At 42.6% G+C, this 24,011-nt stretch carries 20 protein-coding genes; 7 read left to right on the top strand and 13 right to left on the bottom strand.

The window, feature by feature from the left end; translation table 11 throughout:
• Positions 1-34: 34 nt before the first annotated feature.
• Together CDG77_RS11995 and CDG77_RS11990 are read right to left on the bottom strand one after the other, a co-directional pair.
• Entirely contained in the window at positions 35-571 is a 537-nt protein-coding gene (locus CDG77_RS11995) for a peroxiredoxin family protein (RefSeq protein WP_094329597.1), read from the bottom strand.
• 159 nt (positions 572-730) lie between these two features.
• Positions 731-1,342, bottom strand: coding sequence for a peroxiredoxin (locus CDG77_RS11990; protein ID WP_094329596.1), 612 nt, complete (start codon positions 1,340-1,342; stop codon positions 731-733).
• A gap of 131 nt (positions 1,343-1,473) precedes the next feature.
• Between CDG77_RS11990 and CDG77_RS11985 the strand changes: the two genes are divergently transcribed.
• From CDG77_RS11985 to CDG77_RS11970, 4 genes are all read left to right on the top strand, one after another.
• Positions 1,474-3,627, top strand: coding sequence for an amylo-alpha-1,6-glucosidase (locus tag CDG77_RS11985; RefSeq protein WP_094329595.1), 2,154 nt, complete (start codon positions 1,474-1,476; stop codon positions 3,625-3,627).
• Positions 3,628-4,076: 449 nt separating this feature from the next.
• Positions 4,077-4,556, top strand: coding sequence for a thioredoxin-dependent thiol peroxidase (bcp, locus tag CDG77_RS11980; RefSeq protein WP_094329594.1), 480 nt, complete (start codon positions 4,077-4,079; stop codon positions 4,554-4,556).
• A gap of 444 nt (positions 4,557-5,000) precedes the next feature.
• Positions 5,001-5,627 (top strand): type I restriction endonuclease, encoded by a 627-nt coding sequence (locus tag CDG77_RS11975; RefSeq protein WP_094329593.1) that lies wholly within the window; start codon positions 5,001-5,003, stop codon positions 5,625-5,627.
• 5 nt (positions 5,628-5,632) lie between these two features.
• The gene (locus CDG77_RS11970) at positions 5,633-6,841 is read left to right on the top strand and encodes a cysteine desulfurase family protein (protein ID WP_094329592.1); all 1,209 of its coding nucleotides are present in this window, start codon (positions 5,633-5,635) and stop codon (positions 6,839-6,841) included.
• Here the strand turns inward: CDG77_RS11970 and CDG77_RS11965 are convergent.
• Positions 6,789-7,745 carry an aldo/keto reductase gene (locus CDG77_RS11965; protein WP_094329591.1) on the bottom strand — a complete coding sequence of 319 codons (957 nt, stop codon included), beginning with the start codon at positions 7,743-7,745 and terminating at the stop codon, positions 6,789-6,791. The genes CDG77_RS11970 and CDG77_RS11965 overlap by 53 nt on opposite strands.
• Before the next feature lie 226 nt (positions 7,746-7,971).
• Between CDG77_RS11965 and CDG77_RS11960 the strand changes: the two genes are divergently transcribed.
• Both CDG77_RS11960 and CDG77_RS11955 read left to right on the top strand, forming a co-directional pair.
• A complete protein-coding gene (locus CDG77_RS11960; protein WP_094329590.1) occupies positions 7,972-8,712 on the top strand; it encodes an SDR family oxidoreductase in 741 nt (246 codons plus the stop codon).
• A 63-nt stretch (positions 8,713-8,775) separates the two neighbouring features.
• Positions 8,776-9,195: a hypothetical protein gene (locus CDG77_RS11955; RefSeq protein WP_094329589.1), complete on the top strand. Its 420-nt coding sequence runs from the start codon at positions 8,776-8,778 to the stop codon at positions 9,193-9,195.
• On the opposite strand, the gene CDG77_RS11950 is transcribed toward CDG77_RS11955, so the two are convergent.
• The 8 genes from CDG77_RS11950 to CDG77_RS11915 all read right to left on the bottom strand — a co-directional run bounded on the left by CDG77_RS11950 (position 9,181) and on the right by CDG77_RS11915 (position 20,966).
• Positions 9,181-10,230, bottom strand: coding sequence for a cyanophycinase (locus CDG77_RS11950; RefSeq protein WP_094329588.1), 1,050 nt, complete (start codon positions 10,228-10,230; stop codon positions 9,181-9,183). The genes CDG77_RS11955 and CDG77_RS11950 overlap by 15 nt on opposite strands.
• Before the next feature lie 492 nt (positions 10,231-10,722).
• Positions 10,723-11,973: a cupin domain-containing protein gene (locus tag CDG77_RS11945; RefSeq protein WP_094329587.1), complete on the bottom strand. Its 1,251-nt coding sequence runs from the start codon at positions 11,971-11,973 to the stop codon at positions 10,723-10,725.
• A gap of 31 nt (positions 11,974-12,004) precedes the next feature.
• The gene (locus tag CDG77_RS11940; RefSeq protein WP_094329586.1) at positions 12,005-13,147 is read right to left on the bottom strand and encodes a cupin domain-containing protein; all 1,143 of its coding nucleotides are present in this window, start codon (positions 13,145-13,147) and stop codon (positions 12,005-12,007) included.
• Between the two features lie 4 nt (positions 13,148-13,151).
• Positions 13,152-14,993, bottom strand: a complete 1,842-nt coding sequence (locus CDG77_RS11935; RefSeq protein WP_094329585.1) for a GMC family oxidoreductase — start codon at positions 14,991-14,993, stop codon at positions 13,152-13,154.
• 23 nt (positions 14,994-15,016) lie between these two features.
• Positions 15,017-16,090: a gluconate 2-dehydrogenase subunit 3 family protein gene (locus CDG77_RS11930; protein WP_094329584.1), complete on the bottom strand. Its 1,074-nt coding sequence runs from the start codon at positions 16,088-16,090 to the stop codon at positions 15,017-15,019.
• 355 nt (positions 16,091-16,445) lie between these two features.
• Entirely contained in the window at positions 16,446-17,444 is a 999-nt protein-coding gene (locus CDG77_RS11925; RefSeq protein ID WP_143857010.1) for a quinone oxidoreductase family protein, read from the bottom strand.
• Between the two features lie 162 nt (positions 17,445-17,606).
• The gene (locus tag CDG77_RS11920) at positions 17,607-19,463 is read right to left on the bottom strand and encodes an alpha-amylase family glycosyl hydrolase (protein ID WP_094329582.1); all 1,857 of its coding nucleotides are present in this window, start codon (positions 19,461-19,463) and stop codon (positions 17,607-17,609) included.
• A 315-nt stretch (positions 19,464-19,778) separates the two neighbouring features.
• On the bottom strand, positions 19,779-20,966 hold the full coding sequence (locus tag CDG77_RS11915) for a glycosyltransferase family 4 protein (RefSeq protein WP_094329581.1): 1,188 nt from the start codon (positions 20,964-20,966) through the stop codon (positions 19,779-19,781).
• Between the two features lie 295 nt (positions 20,967-21,261).
• Here CDG77_RS11915 and CDG77_RS11910 point away from each other — a divergent pair, with 295 nt between their 5' ends.
• On the top strand, positions 21,262-22,332 hold the full coding sequence (locus tag CDG77_RS11910) for an LOG family protein (RefSeq protein WP_094329580.1): 1,071 nt from the start codon (positions 21,262-21,264) through the stop codon (positions 22,330-22,332).
• Between the two features lie 107 nt (positions 22,333-22,439).
• Here the strand turns inward: CDG77_RS11910 and CDG77_RS11905 are convergent, their stop codons facing one another.
• Positions 22,440-23,528 carry a nucleotidyltransferase domain-containing protein gene (locus CDG77_RS11905; protein ID WP_094329579.1) on the bottom strand — a complete coding sequence of 363 codons (1,089 nt, stop codon included), beginning with the start codon at positions 23,526-23,528 and terminating at the stop codon, positions 22,440-22,442.
• A gap of 177 nt (positions 23,529-23,705) precedes the next feature.
• Positions 23,706-23,939, bottom strand: a complete 234-nt coding sequence (locus CDG77_RS11900) for a Nif11-like leader peptide family natural product precursor (RefSeq protein ID WP_094329578.1) — start codon at positions 23,937-23,939, stop codon at positions 23,706-23,708.
• Positions 23,940-24,011: the final 72 nt, after the last annotated feature.

The following is a 24,011-nucleotide window of genomic DNA, read 5'->3' as shown; positions in this document are numbered from 1 at the left end:
GTAGGGTGGGCATTGCCAATTTTACACCTTATACTCAATTGAATTGTTCTAATAAAGTCTCAACACTAGAATTGCGATCCAGAAAAGAAAATAAATGCCAGTAGCTGAGTTTTCCTTCTTTATCTAATACAAACTGGGCTGGTAAAGGCGCTCCCAGTGCTTGCCCTACTTGATAATTACGAAATACTCGACAACTAGGATCGCTTAATAACGGCATTTTTAAGCTTAAATCTCTTACAACAATTTGACTCTGCCGTTCATCGGTACTAGTAATCATTAAAACTTCTATACCACTATTTTTAAATTGCTCGTAGTTCTCATTCAAGGCTTTGATATGAGGAAAACAAAATGGGCAATATTGCTTTTCAGTAAAGATGCGAGTAAAGGCAAGTAAAACTGGTTGCTTGCCTTTATAATCAGACAATTTTACTAAAGCCCCGTTGGTAATATCTGGTAATTGAAAATCAGGCGTTCCTACTCCCAACCTAAGCTTATTTGTAGCTGGAACTGGTAAAAAATTGCGGAAGAACCGCTCATTTAATAAGCCACTAAAATCAGTTGAAGTCAACATATTTATTAACCCTGATGATTTAAATCCTATTTTATGAAAAAACCACAGATAGATACAGAGGTTGACACGGTTTCATGTATATCTCTATTTATCTGTGGTTTTCATTGATTTTGCTGGCAACTCCAACAACTTGAATTAGAGTTTGCTCGCTAGCGAAATTTAGACAGCAGAGAAGTATACTTTAGACTTCACTGGATCGGGATTCATTGTCTTGTCACCAGGTTGCCAACCAGCTGGGCAAACTTCATCGGGGTGAGACTGAACATACTGAATTGCTTGTAATGTCCGCAGGGTTTCATCAACGCTGCGACCAAAAGCTAGGTTGTTGATGGTAGCGTGCTGTATGATACCATCTTTATCGATGATGAACAGACCACGCAAGGCAATACCGGCTGCTGGATCGAGAACGTTGTAAGCGGCGCTAATCTCTTTCTTAATGTCTGAGACTAGAGGATAATTCAAGTCGCCGACACCACCAGACTTACGATCTGTTTGAATCCAAGCGAGGTGGGAGAATTCACTGTCAACGGAAGCCCCAAGGACTTCGGTATTGATTTTCTTGAATTCTTCGTAGCGATCGCTAAATGCTGTGATTTCAGTAGGACAAACAAAGGTAAAGTCTAGTGGGTAGAAAAACAGGACGACATACTTACCGCGATAATCGGAAAGTTTGATTGTCTTAAATTCCTGATCTACCACAGCCGTTGCTGTGAAATCGGGAGCTTGTTGGCCAACGCGGATGCTTCCTTCGGTTCCGTAAGTAAGGGACATTAACCTAATTCTCCTTTATCGGTTTATTAGCGCTGGAATTCGGGTCAAGTCAAACTCGCCCATCCACGCTCTCACAGTTTAATTACGATCTGTTACGACTATATCATACTCATAACGATTTTGAGTAACCAATGCCTGATTTAGATACAAGAGAATGGTTGCTTACCAATGGCTTAGGAAGTTTTGCCAGTGGTACAGTTTCTGATGTCCGCACGCGCACCTATCACGGTTGGCTGTTTACCGCTACAAACCCGCCTTCTGGGAGGAATCTGCTGCTTTCGCACTTAGACGCTAGCTTAGAAGTATCCGGGAGCGTTGTGGCTTTAGGGACAAATGTTTGGGGCAACGATCGGATTGAACTGACAGGCTACCAACTGTTGCGGGGTTTTGATATTAACCCAGTTCCAAAATGGACTTGGGGTCAAAATAACTGGCAGTTAACCAGACAATTGGTGATGCCTTATGGGTTGGTAGGGATTGGGGATTGGGGACTGGGGACTAGGGACTGGGGATTAGGAGCGAAGAACGAGGAACTAGAAATAGGAAAGAATGCTTCTCAATACCCAATCCCCATCGCCCCTAATCCCCAGGGGGGGGGCCAAGTTCCCCAATCCCAATTTTGCCATCGAATTTTGATCCAATATCGCTATGACGGAAGTGATACAGCAATTTTACGGCTGCGACTGCTGATAGCAGAACGTGATTTTCACCACCAGCAAACTGCTAGTTCAGGATTACAGTTTTCAGAATTGCTTGGGCAACAGCAAGTCTGTCTGCAAGCAAAAAAATCTGGGAATTTCGGTATACCTTGGCACTTGCGCTGGACACAAGGAAAATATCAACCAGATGCAGTTTGGTATTGGAATTATGGATTGTCTGAAGAGACAAAACGGGGATTAGGTGACAAGGAAGACCTTTACAGTCCTGGTTACTTAATAGTCACACTGCAACCAGGAGATGTGGTCACTTTAGAAGCACGAGTAGGTTTTCCCGACTCAACGGCAGGTGTTCTCACCTCTGAAACCTTTGCAGAAGCCGTGGAAGTAGAGCAAGAGCGGCTCTCCAAGATTTTTGGATGGAGTGAACGAGGGACTAGGCAAGAGTTATTCAACTCCCAATCCCCACTCTGGCAAAAACTACTCAAAGCAAGCGATCGCTTTATCGTCTATCGAGGTTCAATAGCAGGCCCCACAATCATTGCTGGTTATCACTGGTTTAATGAGCGAGGACGCGACATATTAATTGCCTTACCTGGGTTGGTACTAGCTCCACAGCGCTTTGACCTGGCAAAAGCAGTATTACGGACTTTTGGGCATTCCTGTCGCCACGGTTTAATGCCTAATACATTTCCTGATGATGATGGTGAACCACTTTATAACAGCATTGATGCGGCGCTGTGGTGGATTGAAACTTTAGGGCTTTATTTAGAAGCTACCCAAGACTGGGAGTTTTTGGCGGAGCAATTTCCCATAGTTCAACAAATCCACAAAGCCTTTATTGGTGGTACACACTACAATATCCAGGTTGATGCTATTGATGGATTAATTAGTTGGGATGCTCGTGGTGTAGCCCTCACCTGGATGGATGTGGTAATTGGGGCAAACCCCGTCACTCCCCGTCACGGTAAGCCAGTGGAAATCAATGCACTGTGGTATTCAGCGTTATGTTGGCTGAGTCAATGGGCAGAACGCTTGAGCCACTTGAGCCAGCTTAAGTTTGGCGATCCAGCGCGTCTCAACAAGCAAGCAAAGCGCTATGCTTTACAAGCAGAAAAGGTTAAAACCTCGCTGCAAAAGTTCTGGAATCCTCAGCTAGGTTATTTGTACGATACTATTGAGCCAGACGATCGCCGGAATTTTCAAATTCGTCCTAATGCGGTTTTGGCGCTGTCGCTGCACCATTGTGGATTTTCTGAACAACAAGGGTGTCAAGTACTAGATTTGGTAACTGCCAGCTTGCTGACTCCTTATGGTCTTCGCAGTCTCGATCCAGGAGATCCCGAATACAAAGGGAGATATGAGGGGAATCAAGAGCAACGCGATCGCGCCTATCATCAAGGCACTGTTTGGACTTGGCTAATTGGGCCATATATTCGGGCTTGGCAACGTTTTTATCCACAACAATCGTTGCCTTTTGATTGGCAACCCTTGCTAGACCACTTCCTATTTAACGCTTGTCTGGGTTCTATTTCGGAGATTTTTGATGGTGACTCACCTCACACACCCAGAGGTGCGATCGCTCAAGCTTGGTCAGTTGCTGAGGTCATCCGTCACGTACAAAAATAATTCGTCATTCGTAATGATGCTCTCTACGAGACGCTAAAAGCGATCGCGGACTTGCCTTCTCGTGTCGCTAACGTAATTCGTAATTCTTATACAAATTCTGTATGAAGATGCGCCAAACTATATGAGGAACGAACAGCAAAGGACGCAAAGGACACAAAGAAAGAAAGAAAGAAAGAAAGAAAGAAAGAAGAAGCCAAGAAAATTTGGCGCAGCCTCATAAAGAAATGGTATTAGAGGATGTTTTAAAAGTTCCAAGAGTTATGGTTTGTCATTAGCTATGGATGCAGTAAAATATTTTACCGTCTTCATCCACCAATTTTTCGGATTTAATGACTCGAAGAAGGTTATTTTCTGGGTGTTTTTTGTTTAGAAAGCATAGCCCAATATATGTACAATTCTAAAGCGATATCTACGACGAGCTACGCTTAGGCTACCTCTCATACTCTATCATGAGCAACATTCCCCAAGTCGGACAACCAGCGCCAGATTTCTCCACTCCTGACCAAAATGGCAATTCACTCACTCTCGACGACCTCAGCAGCCAGTGGGTTGTCCTCTACTTCTACCCCAAAGATGACACTCCAGGCTGTACCACCGAAGCGACAGATTTCACCGAGTTGTATCAAGACTTCAGCACACTAGGAGCAAAAATCTTAGGCGTAAGTCCAGATTCGGGTAAGTCCCATTGTAAATTTATCAGCAAACATAACTTGTCAATCACCCTGTTGAGTGACCCAGAACATATTTTGATAGAAGCCTACGGCGCTTGGCGCTTAAAAAAATTTATGGGCAAAGAATATATGGGTGTTGCTCGGTCAACTTTTCTCATCTCACCTGATAAAATGATTGCCTATGCTTGGCCGAACGTAAAAGCCAAAGGTCATGCACAAGCAGTTTTAACTAAATTACAGGAATTAGCAGCCACATAAAGTCCCAAGTGAGTCATGCAAACACGATTGGATGCAGGTAGACTCACATTCTACTTGATGTCAGCAAAACTTCAGGAAGTGAGCAACTAGCACTAGAGTTTGCGTGTAAGTTTGCCAAAAAATGGTCTTGTGTTGTCTATAATTCAAGTCAAACAGTCTACTCAGAACAAGAATTGTTAGGGTTATGCCAAACACAACCAGGTTTTGTTTAGGAAAACTTTTAAGTTAATTATTTTTGCTCTTCATCTGTAGGTTAATACTGGAGCAGTGTCATAAAGAATTCTACTAAGTAGAACAGGGTAAATAATTAAAGGTTTGTAGTGAGAACTTTAGTTCTCAAATCAGGACTAAAGTCCTTACTACGAACTGATTTTCGCTAAAATTACATTACTTTACATAGTTTGTTTTTTTCAAGTCGTTCTACTTACATCTTTTCAAGAAATTATGGTTCAATTTATCCAAGCACAAAATGTCGGGCTTGCTTATCTGGAAGAAAGATTTGGTCTACAGTTAGCCGAAGAGGAGGCGTTCTTTATCGAATGGTTTGATAATTTACCGGAAATTACAGATTTAGAAAAGCAAGATTTAGACAGAGTAAAACTTCATTTCCTCCGTTTAGTCAAGCGTCCTCCTTTGTCAGAAGAAACTGTCAAATTAGTAGTTTTATCTCCTTTACTAAATTTAGCTGGATTTTATGATGAGCCTTTTTATATAAGAGGTGAGCAATCAATAGAAATTTCTGCGGAGAATGAAGAAGAAGTTATTAGGGGTAAAATTGATATTTTAGTTATTCAAGAAAAATTATGGTTGTTAGTAATTGAATCTAAAAGGTCTAGTTTTTCTCTTTTAGAAGCCATACCCCAAGCACTGGCTTATATGTTAGCCGATCCTAGTCAAGATAAACCTACTTTTGGATTAGTAACAAATGGCAGTGATTTTATTTTCCTCAAGCTTGCCAAACAAAATCAGCCAAGGTATGCTATGTCTGACCAATTTACACTTTTAAAACGAAAAAATGAATTATATCAAGTTCTAAGTGGATTAAAAAATTTGAGTAAAATTTTGAGTTAATAATTATGTCCAATCGTCCGATATACCTTGATTGTCACGCTACTACACCCGTAGATGAACGAGTGTTAGCAGCAATGATCCCCTACTTTACAGAAAAGTTTGGCAACCCATCTAGTATTGGTCATGTTTATGGGTGGGAAGCAGAAGCTGCTGTCAAACAAACGCGAGAGATTTTAGCAGCAGCAATTAATACCACTCCCGAAGAAATTGTTTTTACAAGTGGGGCAACAGAAGCTAATAATTTAGCTATAAAAGGTGTTGCCGAAGCTTATTTTAAAAAAGGTCAGCATATTATTACTGTTGCAACTGAACATAATGCAGTTATTGACCCTTGTAACTATTTAAAAACTCTCGGTTTTGAAATTACTATTCTCCCAGTTAAAAAAGATGGATTGATAGATTTAACTGAGTTAAACAAAGCTTTTCGTCCTGAGACGATCTTGGTATCGGTGATGGCTGCAAATAACGAAATTGGCGTGTTACAGCCTTTGGCAGAAATTGGGGAACTATGCCATGCTTACAACATCATTTTCCACACCGATGCAGCCCAAGCTATTGGTAAAATTCCCTTAAATGTGCAAGCGATGAAAATTGACTTGATGTCGCTAACAGCACACAAAGTATTTGGGCCAAAGGGCATTGGGGCGCTGTACGTCCGCAGGCGGGAACCCAGAGTACAACTAGCTCCCCAGCAGCACGGCGGCGGACATGAACGGGGGATGCGTTCTGGGACATTGTATACACCGCAAATTGTTGGCTTTGGGAAAGCTGTAGAAATCGCCTTGGCAGAACAAGCAACAGAAACCCAACGCCTCACCCATTTGAGACAAAGTTTATGGGAACAGCTTTCCCAACTTGAAGGAATTCATCTCAATGGACACCCTCAACAGCGATTGGCGGGGAACTTGAATATCAGTGTTGAGGGAGTGGATGGAGCCGCGCTTTTGCTAGGATTGCAGCCAGTAATGGCGGTTTCTTCTGGATCTGCTTGCTCCTCGGCAAATACTGCCCCCTCCAGTGTTCTGACAGCATTGGGAAGTTCCCAACAGCTAGCTTATGCTTCAGTGCGGTTTGGTATTGGACGGTTTAATACCCAAGAGGAGATTGATATTGTCGCGAAACATGCGATCGCAACTATTCAAAGTTTACGCAAAACCTCTTTTATGGATTCTCGCGCAGAAAAGCCCCAATCTGCTCTAGTTCCTGCTGATTGAGGCGAAATTCCCCAGCAGCGATGATTCCTTCCACCTGCTGGGGATTGCGTGCGCCAACGATCGCAGCTGTCACCGCCGGATTATTTAAAGTCCAAGCGATCGCAACTTCACCGGCGGCGCGATCGTATTGCTTGCCAATTTGCTGCAACACCTCCACTAGCTTCAGGTTACGAGATAGACGTGGTTCCTGAAATTCACTACTCTCTTTGCGCCAATCATCATCTGGTAAATTGGCAATCCGCTCAGATGTCATCTTTCCTGTAAGCAAGCCAGATTGCATCGGTGAATAGACAATTACACCAATGTTATTTTCCTTACAAAAAGGCAGAATTTCCTTTTCGACATCAGGCTTAACCAGTGAATAAGGCGGTTGCAATGAAGTAACTGGTGCAATATTCTGGATACGTTTCAACTGTTCAACATTGAAGTTTGAAACGCCGATATAGCGAACCTTCCCTTCATCTTTTAGTTTGGCGAGAGTTGTCCAGCCTTCTTCGATATCTGAGTCTGGGTTAGGCCAGTGGATTTGGTAGAGATCGATGGTTTCAATGTCAAGTCGGCGCAAACTAGCTTCAACTTCCCGCCGTACAGAATCCGCCTTCAGGCTGCGACCAATTTCGCCCTTTTCATCCCAAATCATTGAGCATTTGGTGAAAATGTAGGGGCGACTAGATCGACCTTTGAGCGCCTTAGCAACAACCTCTTCAGAATGTCCCAAACCGTAGATAGCTGCGGTATCAATCCAATTAACGCCGAGATCGAGAGCGCGATTGATGGCTTCAATAGATTCTCGATCGTCCTGCGCTCCCCAACCAAAAGCCCATCCACCTCCACCAATCGCCCAAGCACCAAAGCCGATTGGGGTAATGTGAAGCTCCGAATTACCAAGCTGTTTGGTTTGCATATCTACCTTCTTCCATGATTTTTGAGTCAATTGCTAGTGTAAGCCGCAAATATTTTCTTAACCGCTATCTGAAGTGTGAATCACTACTAGTGGAAACACGACAGCCAATCACGACTTCTGTAAGATTACTAAATCATAAATGTTGTGTTGATACACACTACATATACACTAGACTTGCTCGAAAATAGTAAAAAGTATCAGTGTTTATCAAAATAGAGAGGCTAAGATGTCAGAAGATTTAAAAGGCAAAGTTGCGCTAATTACAGGTGCAAACAAAGGTATCGGCTATGAGATTGCCCGCCAATTAGGTTCTAGAGGTGCTACTGTTCTGGTTGGTGCAAGAGATATAAAACGTGGTGAAGAAGCGGCGAATCAACTTCGTTTAAATGAGATTGATGCTCGATCGGTTCAACTTGATGTCATCGCTCAAAAAACAATCGACTCTACGGCTCAACAAATCGAGAGCGAATTTGGAAAACTTGACATTCTTGTAAACAATGCTGGGATACTAGCTGAAGGCGATCGCCTTCCACCCAGTCAAGTTGAGATTGAAACACTGCGACAAACCTATGAAACCAATGTATTTGGAGTGTTTGCAGTTACAAAAGCCCTGTTGCCACTTTTAAAGAAGTCAACAGCAGGGCGAATAGTTAATTTATCAAGTGGTTTAGGTTCTCTGACTCAGAATTCTGACCCAAATTATGAGTTCGCTAATTTTAAGTTTCTTGCATATAACTCATCAAAAACAGTGGTGAATGCTATCACAGTTCTGTTGGCTGCTGAACTTAAAGATACCTCGATTAAAGTCAATGCTGCTGACCCTGGTTTCACAGCAACTGACATTAATCAATATCAAGGGTATCGCACTGTTGAGCAAGGAGCGATCGCAGCAGTGAAACTTGCTACTCTACCTGATGATGGCTCTAGCGGCGGTTTTTTTGATGAGAATGGTGTAGTTCCCTGGTAAAAAGTAGAGGAGTATTGGGCATTGGGGAGGGGGAGTTAAAACTTAGAAATTGAGCTTCTGAGGGTGAACGTTGAGCTTCTGAGGGTGGACGTTGAGCTTCTGAGGGTGAACGTTGAGCTTCTGAGGGTGAACGTTGAGCTTCTGAAGGTGAAAGTTGAGCTTCTGAAGGTGAAAGTTGAGCTTCTGAAGGTGAAAGTTGAGCTTCTGAAGGTGAAAGTTGAGCTTCTGAGGGTGAACGTTGAGCTTCTGAGGGTGAACGTTGAGCTTCTGAGGGTGAACGTTGAGCTTCTGAGGGTGGAAGTTGAGCTTCTGAGGGTGAACGTTGAGCTTCTGAGGGTGGACGTTGAGCTTCTGAGGGTGGAAATTGAGCTTCTGAAGGTGAAAGTTGAGCTTCTGAGGGTGAAAGTTGAGCTTCTGAGGCTCAACCTTCAAGTTTTAACTCCCAATTCCTCATTCTCCATTCCCAAATCAATAAGGATTTGAATCAATCCGTCCCCTTTTAACACTTCTGAGATAGTACCCAGAGGTTGGTCTGTTTCTTAAGTTAAAGGTGTCGCCACTGCGAACTCTCCAAATTTTGTAATTAGAAAAGGTCAAAGGCGTTCGCGGTTCGCATACTTCTGGCGGATGATTGCCAAGTACAAAGTATGCCGCACCCCTACCCATAACTTTCACCAAACCGTTTTTATCCACAAGAACCGATGTACTTTCACTAACCGCGATGCCTAAAACACTGCTAGATATACCATCCTTAATTTGACGGGCAATGAAAGCCATAATTCGGCCCATTCTTTCCCGCCTATCGAAGTGTGTATCTACGATAGTTCCTTTTAAATTACTCCAATTGAAAAAGTTGTAAGTAAAAGTAATGTCCCGGTAAGGATCTTCGAGTGCATCTCTAGTTTCAATGCCTTTTTCAGAAGAAGCACAAGCATCATAGACACAATCACTTTGGATCATCGCCCCCGCACTAGTACCGCCAACACCGCCTCCCTTAAGATAAACTGACTTAACGGCAGCTTCAAGCTTGGTATCTTTCCAGTTGCGGATGTATTGACATTGGTCGCCGCCAGCAAAGAAAACTACATCAGCTTTTTTGATTTTTTCAAAAATCTCGGCTTTGTTTGCTTCTTCTCTATTGCGAATCAGAAGAGTTTCCACAAAGTTTACACCCTTCATGGCATAAATTAGCCGATTGTAATCGTGATTACCATTCGTGCGGAGAACTACAACATTAACCTTGGTAGCGGAGTTACTACCTCCCCTAACTTGGTTAATCATCCACTGGATAGCATCATCGACATCGGGGCCACCCCCTCCCAAACTCAGGACTGGGCCCGCTAAGGAAGGACGCACATCAAAGGAGGGTGAGGGGGAAGGGCTGACATCAACAGTGTCACCCAAGAAGTAGCGTTTCCAGTTTTCGATAAAACGGGTTATTAGGAAGGTTCCCATGTTCAACAACTTGATTCCTATATTTTTCAAGCGCCTTGCTATGCTTGGGAATGCCTTTGTCATACTAAGCTTCTGGAGCAAACTGCAATTATTGCTAGGCTGTGACACATTTTAATTGCTTATTTATTCGTGAAACTTGTCCTTTGTGAAGAACCAATGACAAATGACAGTCTTAACGAAAAATATGCAATTTAGACGCGCATTAGCTTAACTGTCGCACCTTAGTGGGTAAAATTTCCAGCGTACAGGGCTTGTACTGTTTTTTCACACAAAATAACGCAGAGTAATCATTAATTCTCTGCGCTACTATACAAAAATCTCCACATTGCTTGTGGCGTTTAATTCTGGTCAGATTAAATCTCAAATAGACTAGGTATTACTTGTCACTCTTTAGATTCTTCCGTAGTTGCTGAGAATATTTAAAAATATTCTGAATAACTGGGAATGCCGACAAAGAATCTAATTCTGTTTTCGTTAGGGACTTCCAAATAAAAAAATACCCCACAAGATTAGATAATTTATTTGTTGGAAGTCCATAATGTTATCAAAGTTACACTAATCATATCCCCCAAACATAAACAGCGAAACTTGTTCATCGGTAGCATTCATTAAAGCGTGAAGATTACCACCTTTGAGCATGGCAAAGTGTCCGGCTTGTAGTGTACGGATTTCAAAGCAGCGTTCTCGCTCTGGCATTTTGCACCAATCACCTACTACCATAAAGCCTTGGCCATCCATCATCAGAAAAACTTCCTGGTTATCACGATGGCGATGTAAACCAATCCCACAACTAGCATTGAGAACGTGCAAATCCATGTAATCTACGGCAAAGAATCGTTCAAAACCGTTGCCATGATTCTTAGTACCAAAGGCGTTGAAGTTCCATGAGTTTAACTGGCGGCCCAATTCCGGTTTACTAGAGTAGCGCCCATAATTAGACATTAAATTACGATACTCTAAAAAGCCAATACCACCGTGAGGATTAGGACTGATACCTGTTCCTAAAAAGTGATCCCATCCCCGGACAATCATGTTGAATTCGTACTGGTAGTTTGCCCCATTTTGGGAGTCCCAAATTTTCTCGCTAAAGTCTGCCCAAGCAAGCTCTACATGCAGAGGTAATATAGGATGCATGGTATTTGTGGGGGCGACATCTAGTATATAGCGATCGCTTAATGCTTCCCGGTTGAAGTCTGCTATGCTGCCATGTACTAAATCATTTCTTACCTGGAGTTCGCCGCGATCTAGGGCATTGCGTCCTTTATCGTCTAGTTGATTTCGCAGATCGTTGCCTGGATAACCCCAAAACTCTACTTCATAGCGATCGCTTAAGGGATTATACGGCACCAAAATCAACGCTGGAGTTGCCACACCTGCGACTTTAATCCAGAGTTTAATCTTTTCCCCCAATTTATGGTTAGCAGCAATAGATAGCTTAGTGTCAGGGCCGCCACGGTAAGAAACTCGCAAAAACGGCCCCGTCCAGTCTCCCACAGTCACCAAACCCCGAATTAAAAAGGTATCGGTACTAACAAAATCCTTGACATTTTGCTTTTGGAAATCTGTTTTATTATCCTGCACAGTTGGGTCGAGAATATTCGCATCATTCCCCTGAGGCCCATATAAAACTAGAGACTCATAAGGAAATAGGTATTGCGACTCCCCTGTTAAATAGAATTCACGTTCAGCGGCAAGTTGGGCGCGTTCGAGAAAATTCAGCAACTTCAGCAACGGATTACCCCGATTATAGTCAGGCGGGGTATTGGGATCGACTTTAAAAACACTGTCAGAATGAACAATAAACATAGCAACAGTTGTTCAGAATTAGGTACGAAAATTAAATTGTGTGATATAAGAAAGCAACGAACTTCAGGGGTTTTGTACCAGGGTTACGAATGCCATGCATCCCACCACTTTTGGTAAAAATGATGCTACCTGATTTCACCGGGAGTTCTTTAAATTCGCGGTTCCCCAGTCCCATGACTTGACGTTCGACAGTTGGGTATTTGTCTGTGGCTGGATCGTCGCCGACACGCATATAAGCAATGCCTTCTCCCTCGGTGATGTAGTACAATTCTTCTGTACCAATATGTTGGTGAGTGCCTTCCACTTTGCCGGGAGGAATTGTCACTTCGTGGAAGAAGATGTTGGAACCGCCTAGTTCCCGTTGAACAATCCAGCGCATATCAATAATGTTGTCGTCTGTTCTGTCTGGATTGTCGCCATCCATCATTGCATTCCGATAGCGCACAGGCTGAATGTCTGGTGCTTGTAAGAACCAACCGCGTTGGAAGTTAATTAGGTAGTTTTCATCTTTGATGGTGTTTTGCTGTGAACTGGGTTCTTGAGTCCGGGGTTCTTGGTGCGATCGCGAATAGTCATTATCCCAACACGCATCAGCATCGCTAATTTGGTAGCCAGTGGGTAAATTGCGATCGTTTTCACGAAATGCTAATTCTATCTGCTTTAGTGCTTTGATATCTCGCAAAGCTGGGTTAAATGCCTTAACCCGCGTAATTGGCCCATTGCGCCCCATTTGATCCAAAATCTGAAAATCGTGGTAACTGGTATTAGGAGCTTCTAAGGTTTCCCAAATTTCCACTTCGTAAGCATCAATCCACGGGCAATAGTGCAGCTTTACCCTGCTTTCTCCTTTCTTGCTTTCATCTTCCGGTAACAGCTTCACCCAAGCAATTACACCATTACTGAGTAACCGTTTTTTCTCGCGTACTTGCTCTACTAAACGACTGGATCTATATTCCAGTCGCAGAAAATTACTGATAAACTTTCCATCCAAATATACCTCTCCCTTCAGAGCATTGATCCCCAAGTAGCTGCGAACCTCTCGCACGTTGTAACGGTAACGGGGGCTGCGGGTAGCGTTGAGATATTCGGCATGGTAAATGCGATCGGGAAAAAAGACGACTTTAAAAATCTCGTTCCACGGATTAGTTTGAATGTCGTTAAATGCTGGGTCCATAAAGTTAAAGCCTCTTAAGTAATTCGTCAGCTACCCGAAAAGAATTGGCCTGAATTGTCAACGTAGGGTTTGCGCCTCCCGATGTCGGCATAAATGAGCCATCGGTGACGTAGAGGTTATCAAAGTCCCAAACTTTGCAATTGCGGTCTAGCACCGAGTCTTTGCGGTCAGTACCAAACCTAGCTCCGCCAAGAATATGGTTAGCAATCCGTGCTAAAGCGTTTTCTGCCAGGTACACGCCACCTTGACCTTGAAATTCAAATTTGAATTCGCCTGGAATTGAATTACCACCCAACTTCAAAACCTGGCCGCACATTTCCGCCAAGGTGTCCATGAGATACCTGTCGTGGCTGTGCCATTCTTTGATGATGTGAGCCACAGGACGACCCCACTTATCTTTAATTGTGGGATGGAGTTCAATTCGATTGGTCTTCAGGGGTACTTGATTGGCCATAAAGCTGACGGATAAACCCCTACCCATGTTGTTGTCCAAAAAGTCCGTCAACCCTTGAGCCGCTAAACTGGTATCTTCGATGAAGCCTTTCCAAAGTGTGTCTAAATCCCGACTACCGTGGGTACGTCCCAGAGAAATAGGCAATGCTTGATCGGAAGTATTGTTGTAGATTGCCCCTCCAGCCCAAAGTCCTCTGCTTTTGAGAAAGTCGTCAGTGGCGCAAGCATCGGTTGCCCAATCAGCATCTAAGGCTAAGGTTTTATCGCTGCGAGTGGGCATCAGGGCACTAGCACCTCCAAAACAGTGGGTAAGGAAGTATTTACCTAATAAATCATTTTGGTTGATGCGTTTATTGAATTCGGAACTCAGCTGTCCTGACAGCTTCAGCAACCGAATCGATTCAATGGCAGAACAAGCCACAATTACCAACTTTCCTTGAGCAAACCGGGTTTTGCCGCTCGGATCGCGGTACACGACTCGGCTAACTTTCGATCCCTCACTTTCAAGATGAGTAACTACACAATTTGTCCGAATTTCAAAATTTGGTTGGTTAGCGATCGGGCTAAGTAAAGATACCCAAGTACTTGATTTCACACCCAGAGGACAGCCAAAGCGGTTCACATAACTGGTTTTGATGGTTTCGGGATCTTTAGGAACTTTGCGTCCACTGGGTTGATGATCGCGGGTAATCACCGCTAGCGGTGTGCGGTAGGGCTTAATCGGCTGACCTTTACCCAATTGTTCGCCTAGCTTGTCCATACCAAATTTCGCATAGTTGCTAATTGGGTTAGGTTCTAGGGGCGGTTGATAGCTATCTTTACTAAAAGACTTGAGTTGATTGTCGGCTGTACCGTTAAGACCTACAAGGTATTCGGCTTTCACATAGTACGGTTCTAGCTCGTCGTAACTGACAGGCCAATCACGCGCTTCTCTCTGCACATCCCCATTTGGGTCATTCTTTAAGTCTTTACGTCCAGCATTAAAGCTTTGGAGGCGTAAATCAGTAGGGGTGAACCGTAGGGAAACACCACCATAAAGTTGAGTCCCACCGCCTACTACTTGAGCCGTATAACCTTCAATTGTGGCTCGATCTTGTCCATTGGGATCGCGGTAGATATGCGGCTCATCGTTAATATCTGGTTCAACGTGGCTAGAATAAAAGGCTTCGTTCTGATTAGCAACTCCAGGAACGCGGATACGCTTTTCTGGGCCATCAGCAAACAATTCATCGCGCTTAAAGTCACTTAACCCTTGAGGATTCTGATACTGGGGTCGAAATAGTGGGCCTTTTTCCAGAATCAGCACTGATTTCCCAGCCTTCACTAAAGTGTAGGCAATGGGGGAACCTCCAGCGCCACTACCAATAATCACTACATCAAATTCTGTTTGCATATATCTTCTCCTGGGAAAATCAATTAGCCTCGATAATCGCTGTTAAGTCCAAGGGGTGCTTCTATCGCTCTGCGCCAATCAAATAAGGTTTTGCCGCTCTTATCTGTATACCTTTCTGATAGATAAGCCCAACCTGTTCCTCCCACATTTCCACCATATTTAGGATGAGAAAATGCACCTGTAAATGTGTGGCGGCGCAGTAATTGCAGGAAGAAAAGGGGTTCTTGATATTGCTGATAATTCCAACCGTTAACTTTGTTTGTAGCCATTTCGTTATACAGGTCGATGTACAACTCTTTAGAGACATCTTTTGGCTCAACGTAGGGATTGCGCTGCCGTAATATCCGGCTAATTTGACCTAAGCAAATTTTGTAATCAATTAAATGATGATTCTCTTCCCTAGCTAAAATGTTGTCAATAAAGTTTGCTGCTCCTACTGATTCATCTAGACGATAAGCATAGGCGTATTGCACCTGTTTATCTTGTTTACCCAAAAAATTGTAATAACGGTTCAAAAAGTTTTCCCCTTCCTTAGTTCGGAAAGGCAAAATATGATCTACTAATCGAGCTACAATGTCAAATTCCCAATCTTCAAAGTTCAATGGCTCAGTACATAATTGGGTAAAAAATCGCGACCATAATTGACCGTTGTCAAGCTGGGTACGCTGAGGATTTACTGGGTCTATTATTGCCTGCCCATCGACGATAAATTTGTAGGTGTGAAATTGTCCTTTCGGTACGATAATCGATAAAGCATAATATCCTGTGGGTTCTCCAACGAAGTTGACTGGCTTGAGTGGAATTGGTTCATAAAGGTTGGCAAAGGTTCCAATCACAGCAACATTTTTTGGTGGCGTGGCTCCTGGTTGCTGATATACGAAAGTCACTACATTGGAAGAATAACTCTTAACAAAATCATTACCATCGCTGTAACTATCAATGATCGGAAATCGCCAAGCTTCAGAAATACGAGAGCGAGGATCGTCATCACTCAATTGTCCAAAGTTATGGCGAGGATCTGTATTATCTCTGGCGAGAAATTTAGTGCAGTGGTTTAGTACGTATTGGTCATCTGTTTGCAAGATTTCAATAGCCATTAATTTTTCTCCTGGTAGATAAATATCGACCAAATTCAGTCACAACAAATAGCAGCAGTTAGCATTTGGTAATCAATCCAAATTTGCTTTGCTGGACTACACAAAGAGTTGTGTTTATGGAAACAATAATAACTTTAATCTTTCCGGAAAAATGACTAACAATTTCCGAAAAAATTCTTAAGTTTTATCAAAACAGAATTCAGGAGTCAGAATGAAGAATGTATTCTGTATGGCTGACGGATAGCAAGTCTGCGATAGCGCAGTGTTAGCGAGTATTTTCGAGTCGCGTCTGAATAAATGGGTTCAAGACTCCTAACAAATCTATGATTTGCTGGTCTTTATTCTGAATTCTTCTTCAACCGCGATCTTCTGCTTCAGGCACGAGGATAATTTTACCAAATGCCTGTTTGTCCTCAATTCGCTTGTGGGCAGCACTTGCTTCTTGTAGGGGCAAAACGGAGTCGATCGCAGGTTGAAATATTCCGTCGGCGAAGTGTTGCAATATTTGGTCGAAATCTTGCGGTTGAATCAGATCAAATGAACCTTGAATGCTGGCGTTTTTCATCAGTAGATCCATGACATTAATTTCTGCCACATCACCACTGAGAGTCCCAGCACAAACAATCCGTCCTTTGTTTGCCAGCATATTAATAGACGATCGCAATGTTGTCCGTCCTACTAAGTCCAGCACAAGAGTAGCGCCTTGTCCCTCGGTTATCTCCATCACCTGCTCTACTAAATCAGGAGAGTGGCGATCGAGGACAAAATCCGCTCCTAGTTGGTGTAATCGCTCTGCCTTGTTTTTATCACTGATGGCGATCGCTTGAGCATTCTGCCAACGCGCAATTTGAATCGCAGATGTTCCCACTCCACTGGATGCTGCATGGATCGCAATTCGCTCTGCCTGTTTTAGCACACCATTATAAAATAGGGCAATCCAAGCAGTTGTGAAAGCTAAACCAATGCTGGCAGCGTCAATGTAACTTAGTCCATCGGGAATACGGTGGAGTTGGTTGATTGGGAGGGTGGTATATTCGGCATAAGCACCATTTCTTTCTCTTCCCAAGGCTTCAAAAGTAGCAACTATGCGATCGCCTATTTGCCAATCTTTTACCCCTGTACCCAATTCTACGATTTCCCCTGCTACATCCATACCCAAAATATGGGGCAAATTTTTTTGAATAAAAAACCTTCCTGAGCGGTGAAATATATCTGTGTGATTTACCGTAGCAGCATGAACCTTGACTAAAACCTCATTAGCGATCGGTTTCGGTGTTGGAAAGGTTTCGTAGTGCAGGACTTCTGCATCTCCTCTTTCATGCATGACGATCGCTTTCATGACTGTATTCCTCACAGAACTTATGTAAAACTTTAGCCGGAATCCCTATTCTCAAGTAGGGGCAATTCATCATAGTTCGTAATTCGTAATTCGTAATTCGTAATTCGTAATTACAAATTATGAATTACGAATTGTTTAAGAATTGCCCAGAGCGCATGTAGTTTTGTATAAGTCTTGTTATTGAGAGAGAATCAAGACACTATAAGGGCCAATGCCAACATTGGCACGGAAGGGCATTCCATCAGAGTCATTGCGATCGGCAAAGGTATCATAACCAAGATGGTTGCCAAAATCTGGGCTGTAGCCGTTCCAGTCGCTGTTAAATCTTACCTTCCAAGTTCCGCCACGAGGAAAGCCCAGACTATAGCTATCGTAGGAGCGATCGCCCATATTCACAACAACAACTACATCATCCCCTGCCCCGCCGTTGTCCCAACGATGAAAGGCAATAACTTTGTCGTTATTGTTGACATGATGTACATTTACATGCTGTCCCTGCAAACCTCTAGTATTGTTATTCCAGTTACGGCGGAGGCGAATTAACGACTGATAAAGATTCCAAATACCACTAAATTTATCTTTCTTACTCCAATCTAAAGTGCCAGAGTCTTTCCAACTTCCCCATTCCAGAAATTCCTGACCTTGAAAAATCATCGGAATTCCAGGAGATGTAAACACGAGAGATGCTGCTAAGGTAGAGCGTTTGCGGGCAAACCAGCTATCTGCATTACCACGCCAAATTGCTTCTGGGAGGCGAACTTTGTGGTTAAGATCCGCTACTTCGTCATGGTTTTCGCTGTAGATAACTCGCTTCCAAGCATCAGTTTCAAACCTTTGCAAAATTGCGTCCCGAACGCTGTACATATTACGGGCGCTATCACTTGGAGCCACCACCGCTTCAAAAATCGGATAATAAAACGAACTACCCCACTGAGAATCAAATCCTGCTCCCCCGGCTCCTGTACTACGGTTAATCCATTCGTTATTTTGCAAGTCTTCGGCAATGGTAATCTTCCACGGCATCTTGCTATCGATTTCATTGTTGATCCGTTGCATCAAACTCCAGCCTTCTGGAATATCATTTGCAGGCTCGTTGTTTTTGCCGTAAATATTACGAATGTTCACAGTAGAATCAAACCGTAAACCATCTATATGATATTCTTCCAGCCACATCAGAGCATTATCACGGATATATTGCCGCACTTCGCCCCGTCCGTAGTCTGGGCGAGGGCCAAACTTGGTTTTGACGCGTTCATCGTTGTAGAAATAGATTCCATCCCCATTATTTTGATTCCAACCATCAAACCGCCGTAGAGAATAATCTAGTTCTCCACTACCAAAATGGTTATAAACTACATCGAGAATGACGGCTATGCCAACTTTATGGGCTTCTTTGACAAAGTTTTTAAATTGACTAGGATCGCCATAATTACTTTCTATATCAAAGGGGAAAGCAGGGTTATAACCTAGAGAGTATTCTCCTGGGAAACCAAAAATCGGCATCAGTTCAATGGCATTGATGCCTAAGTCTTTTAATATTCCTAGTTTCTTGATAATTGAACCGAAATCTCCGGGCTTTTTCTCGGTTCTATTAAAAGAAGCTACATGCAACTCATAAATTACCAATTGATTCCAGGGTGGCATATTGAAGGTATCACTTCCCCAGTCAAACTTATCTGCGACAATTACACCATCCGCGCCGTCATTATCGAGGACATGTTTGCAGTAGGGATCGGTACGCCACCATACAGAATCAGCCGGAATGAAATCACCTTGAATCACATAGCGGTACTTTTGACCTTCTTTAGCTTCAGGAACATCCACAGACCAGTGTCCATTATTTTCCGAGGCGAGGAGATTTGCTGTTGTAGACCATTGATTAAAATCTCCAGCCACGTAAACTGCTGAAGCAAATGGCGCCCAAACCCGAAAGGCTGTTCCTCCTTTGTAGGGAATAGCCCCCATTCCAGTATGGGTAGAGGCTTTGATCGCAGACGTACCTGAGTTAACACTTAGTTCGGTTGAGATCGCCATAAATTAGATTTCTTTCTAGGAGATGACTGAATAGGAAAGTTTGGCGTTGCTGATTCAGTTTGATTTCAAAACCTTTGTAGAGGTGTGAACTATCCCGTCTCTATTCTTTGGATTGATACATACTGCTATTAAGCAACGCCAAAACCAGATTAGATTTGCACTGCTGAAGAAATTACAGCAGTGCCTATTGTGGATTTATCAAAAGTTCATTAGGATTTTATGCAACTTTAAACAAAGTTTACATTTATCCACTGGTCAAGGACAGCTAAATGAAGCTGTCCCTAATGTCATACATAGAACAGTATACTTGATTGATTACCAGGTAATTTGCGATCGCTCCTGCACAACTCGCTGATATACTTCTTCAGTTTCCCTAGCTAATTTTGGCCAGCTAAAGCGGCGCTCTAAATCCTCATAAGCGTTATCTACCAGCCATTGCCGATAACCTGGATTTTTCAAGACTTCCAAAATTCCCCAAGCTAAAGAATCGGGATTGTTCGTCCAAGTCACAATACCTGTTTTGGTATGTTGCACTACTTCGGGAAAACCACCAGTATCAGAAACCACTACGGGAACACGGGAAGCAAAGCTTTCTAAAGCGACAATTCCAAAGGGTTCGTAAAGGCTGGGAAACACAGCACAATTAGCGACAGTTTGGAATTTATCCAAGTAATCATCGGAGAGAAAACCGGTAAAATAGCAATGATGCCAAATTCCTAAATTCCAGGCTTGACGCTTGAGATGGTCAGTATTGCCGCCACCGACGATGACAAATTTAACATTACCTCCCATTTCTGAAAGGATCTTGGGTGCAGCATTGAGTAATATCGGTACACCCTTTTCGTAAGTCATACGACCAAGGTAATAAACGATTTTCTCATTGTCTGTGGCAAATTGGCGGCGAAAATCCAGCGCATGAAAATCTACGTGATGCTGCTTCTTTTCGGCTCGGATACCGTTATAAATGACATCGATTTTGTCCCAAGGACTGTGTAATGCTCGTTCTACTTCTTGGCGCATATAATCACTACAAACGATAATCCGCCAGGCGTTGAAAGCCAGCAAGTTTTCTTTGCCATTTATATAGCCTTGGATATCTGTGTGAATACCGTTGTAGCGTCCGTATTCTGTAGCATGAATTGTGGCAACTAGTGGTATTTTAAAACTATGCTTGAGAGCGATCGCTGCATCTCCCACTAACCAATCATGGGCATGAATTAAATCAAACGGCCCTTCTTCCAAAATCAACTTACCACCATGATGTCCCATACTCAGGTTGAGATTGACTACCCAGTGGAAAAAGTCGTTACTATACGCCACAGGCACGCGATGTACCTTTACTCCCTCAACCACCTCATACATTGATGCCTGACCAAACTCGGCCGTAATCAGGTGGATTTCATGCCCTAGCTTTACCAGTTCTGGGTACAACTCCGCTACGTGCCGCGCAATTCCCCCAACAATCCTGGGCGGAAACTCCCAACTCAGTACCAGTATCTTCATCTGCTAGACTCCCCAACACTTTACAAATACCTAAAAAACTACATTTACCTAAAAATACAAGGGTGGCAAATGTAGTGAGTATGTTTACTAAAATTGTTAGATTTTTTAACTGTTATTTTGTTAAAGCTTATCAAATATCCAAATAAACAAACCACTCTAGACACAGAGAACACAAAGACAAGAGGTTAAAGCGCCAAGTTCGGAGAGTTCTAACTCTACATTACAGGGCTATATCCCGCTTGCTAGAGTGTGAGCCATTCACGTAGAATATAATGCCATTGTTGCAGCAGTTCTCATGACTTCATCTGCGTCATTTGACACATTAGAGTCTTTACAGGCGGATATCGCTGAATTAATCGCTCGTTTACCGACTTTAAAAAATCGGCAACTTATTCAGCAAGCACTTGCTACCATTGTTCGTCTAGCTGATACCGAGATTGAGCGTCTTGACTGGAAAATCTTGTCGGCTGCATTAGCAGATATGGAACGCGGTTTCCAGTTGTTTTATGATTACCGACACGTTCGCAAAGTCACCATCTTCGGTTCTGCTCGGCTAGCACCAGATACACCAGAGTACCAAATGGCCCTTGAGTTTGCTCGTACTATTTCTCAATTAGGATTTATGGTGATGACCGGCGGCGGCGGTGGAATCATGCAGGCGGGTAACGAAGGCGCTGGGCGAGAAAATTCCTTTGGATTAAACATTCAGTTACCCTTTGAACAGGAAGCAAACCCTTTTATAGAAGGCGATCCCAAGCTAATTAACTTTAAATATTTCTTTACCCGCAAGCTTTTTCTCCTTAAAGAAAGTGATGCTATAGCCTTATTTCCGGGAGGCTTTGGCACTCAAGACGAAGCTTTTGAATGTATGACATTAACCCAGAATGGTAAATTTGGCCCAGTCCCTCTGGTTTTAATCGATCGCCCTGGTGGTGATTATTGGCGATCTTGGAGCAAATATATTGATAAGCAATTAGTGGAAAATGGTCTTGTCAGTCCTGAAGACCCCAGCCTTTACACGGTGACAGATAATCTGGATGTCGCTTGTGATGCCATTACTCGTTTTTACCAGGTTTATCACTCCTGTCGTTATGTCAGCGATCAATTAGTCATTCGCTTGAAGACAGATATATCAGAGGTTCTTGTAAAGCAACTCAATGCTGATTTTGGTGACATTCTTGTTAAAGGACGGATTGAAAAAAGTCAGGCATTACCTCAAGAAGCACAAGATGAAACTGCTGAACTGCCCCGCCTCATTTTGTACTTCAATCAACGCGATTTAGGGCGATTATATCAGATGATTGCCACAATTAATCAGATGGGTAATCCTTCACCAGAGGATGCAGCGCATCCAGAAAGGAAGTAGCTTTTAAGGAAAGGGAGAGAATTGGGAATTACTTTCCCTTTCCTAATTTTCAGGTTATAAAATGTCAGAGTTAAAAACTCATAATTCCCAAGGCTTCACTTTTTTATTTACCAATTTTGCATTTCTACTAATTCCATACACAAGTCATTAATTTGCTCCAAATCAGGTTTGTGAGGTAGGGCAGACTGTTCGTAAACAACTTCCATTTCTGCAACTAAATCTTCTGCCATTTTCATCACCTGCTCATAAGAATACTCACCCTTTAAAATAGCTTTTAAATCCTCAACATCACCAGCTATTCTTCTATCTACAATCACTTCACCTTGTCGCAATATTTCTACTCCACTGCGTAACAATCTAATGCAGTGCATCCCATGTTTAAGGTCAAAACCTGATTTTCTTTCCATTTCTGCCCTAGCCGGATTTCTATTTTCTTGCCAAGATAAGTAAGCTTTCCATTCTCTTAAAGCTATTTGATAACTTTGGCTTTTTTGAAGCAGACGGATAAAATCTTTACGGCTATTGGTTAAATGTTGAGTATATTCTAAAGTCTCATCGGGCAAAGTATATTGTTTTAAGACACCTTTAAAATCAATATCTGCTGTTAACAATTGGTATAATTGCTCCGCTTCTTCCAAAAACTCAATCCGTCCTCTGATTAAGTTATAAAGATACTCCAGAAAAGCATTTAGCTCATCTTTACTGAGGGGTGCTTCGTCTTCTATGGCAAAGTCAGATGGGATTGGTTTTTTTTGCGGTGGCTTTAATAACCATTTACGATGAGTTTCCATCTTTTTGATTTGAGCAAAGGCATAACCAGTGTAAGTATGTTTTACCTTCTTACTCAAAAATAGCTGCTTATGATTAATTAAATGCTGTCCAACTGTGTTGACGAAAGGATAGTTATTTAACCAGAGCAATTCTAAAACATTTGGATTTGCACCCGCTAATAACTGGAGGATTTTTCTTAATTCATATATAACTGTGTCTTTGTTACCATCAACAAATGGAAATATTCCTGGTTCATCCCAACCAGTATCTTTTTGTTCGATGCGATCGAATCCCAAGTAGTACCTTTTGGGTGCGATAAATATTCCCCGATAATCAAAGTCTGAATCAGGACGATTTAAGCCATAGCCGTGACTACCCGCCAAACCAATTAAAATGGTTCTTTGCTCAACTTCTATTCTTTCCATATCACCTGATTAAAATATAGTCATCCTAACTCATTAGTTAAGCAGGTGGCGAGATCGGAAGCAGAGTTGCTTAGTTTAATATAAATGCTCCTCAAGGAGATGATGCAACGGTATCCCTTGAGGAGCAAAACTTGTTAATTCAGTTGTTCCTATACTTTCAGTTTCTTAGAATAGAAATTATCTAGGATTAAGGTGTCGTCTAGTTCCCCATCCTGGATTGACAATAGCGGCTAAATCTTCTTCAGATAACTTGTTGATTTCATTTTCCAGTTCATCAGCCGTGAAATCATAGCCACGCTCTTTGGCAATCTTAACGAAGGCTTCTGGATCCGCTGTTGCCTTGAGTCTTTGCTGTAATGCTTGATCTTGTTTTACTGCTTGAAAAAGTCGGGTAGCATTTTGCTGTGTCATGACAATCCATCTCCTGTTTTGAATATCAGGTTTGAATGTAAAAATTTGATTTTGTCAATTCCCTAAATTCTG

It is taken from the genome of Nostoc sp. 'Peltigera membranacea cyanobiont' 213, assembly GCF_002245975.1.
Lineage (GTDB): Bacteria > Cyanobacteriota > Cyanobacteriia > Cyanobacteriales > Nostocaceae > Nostoc.
The sequence above is the reverse complement of the archived record's forward strand: the minus strand, read 5'-3'. Positions and strand labels throughout refer to the sequence as shown.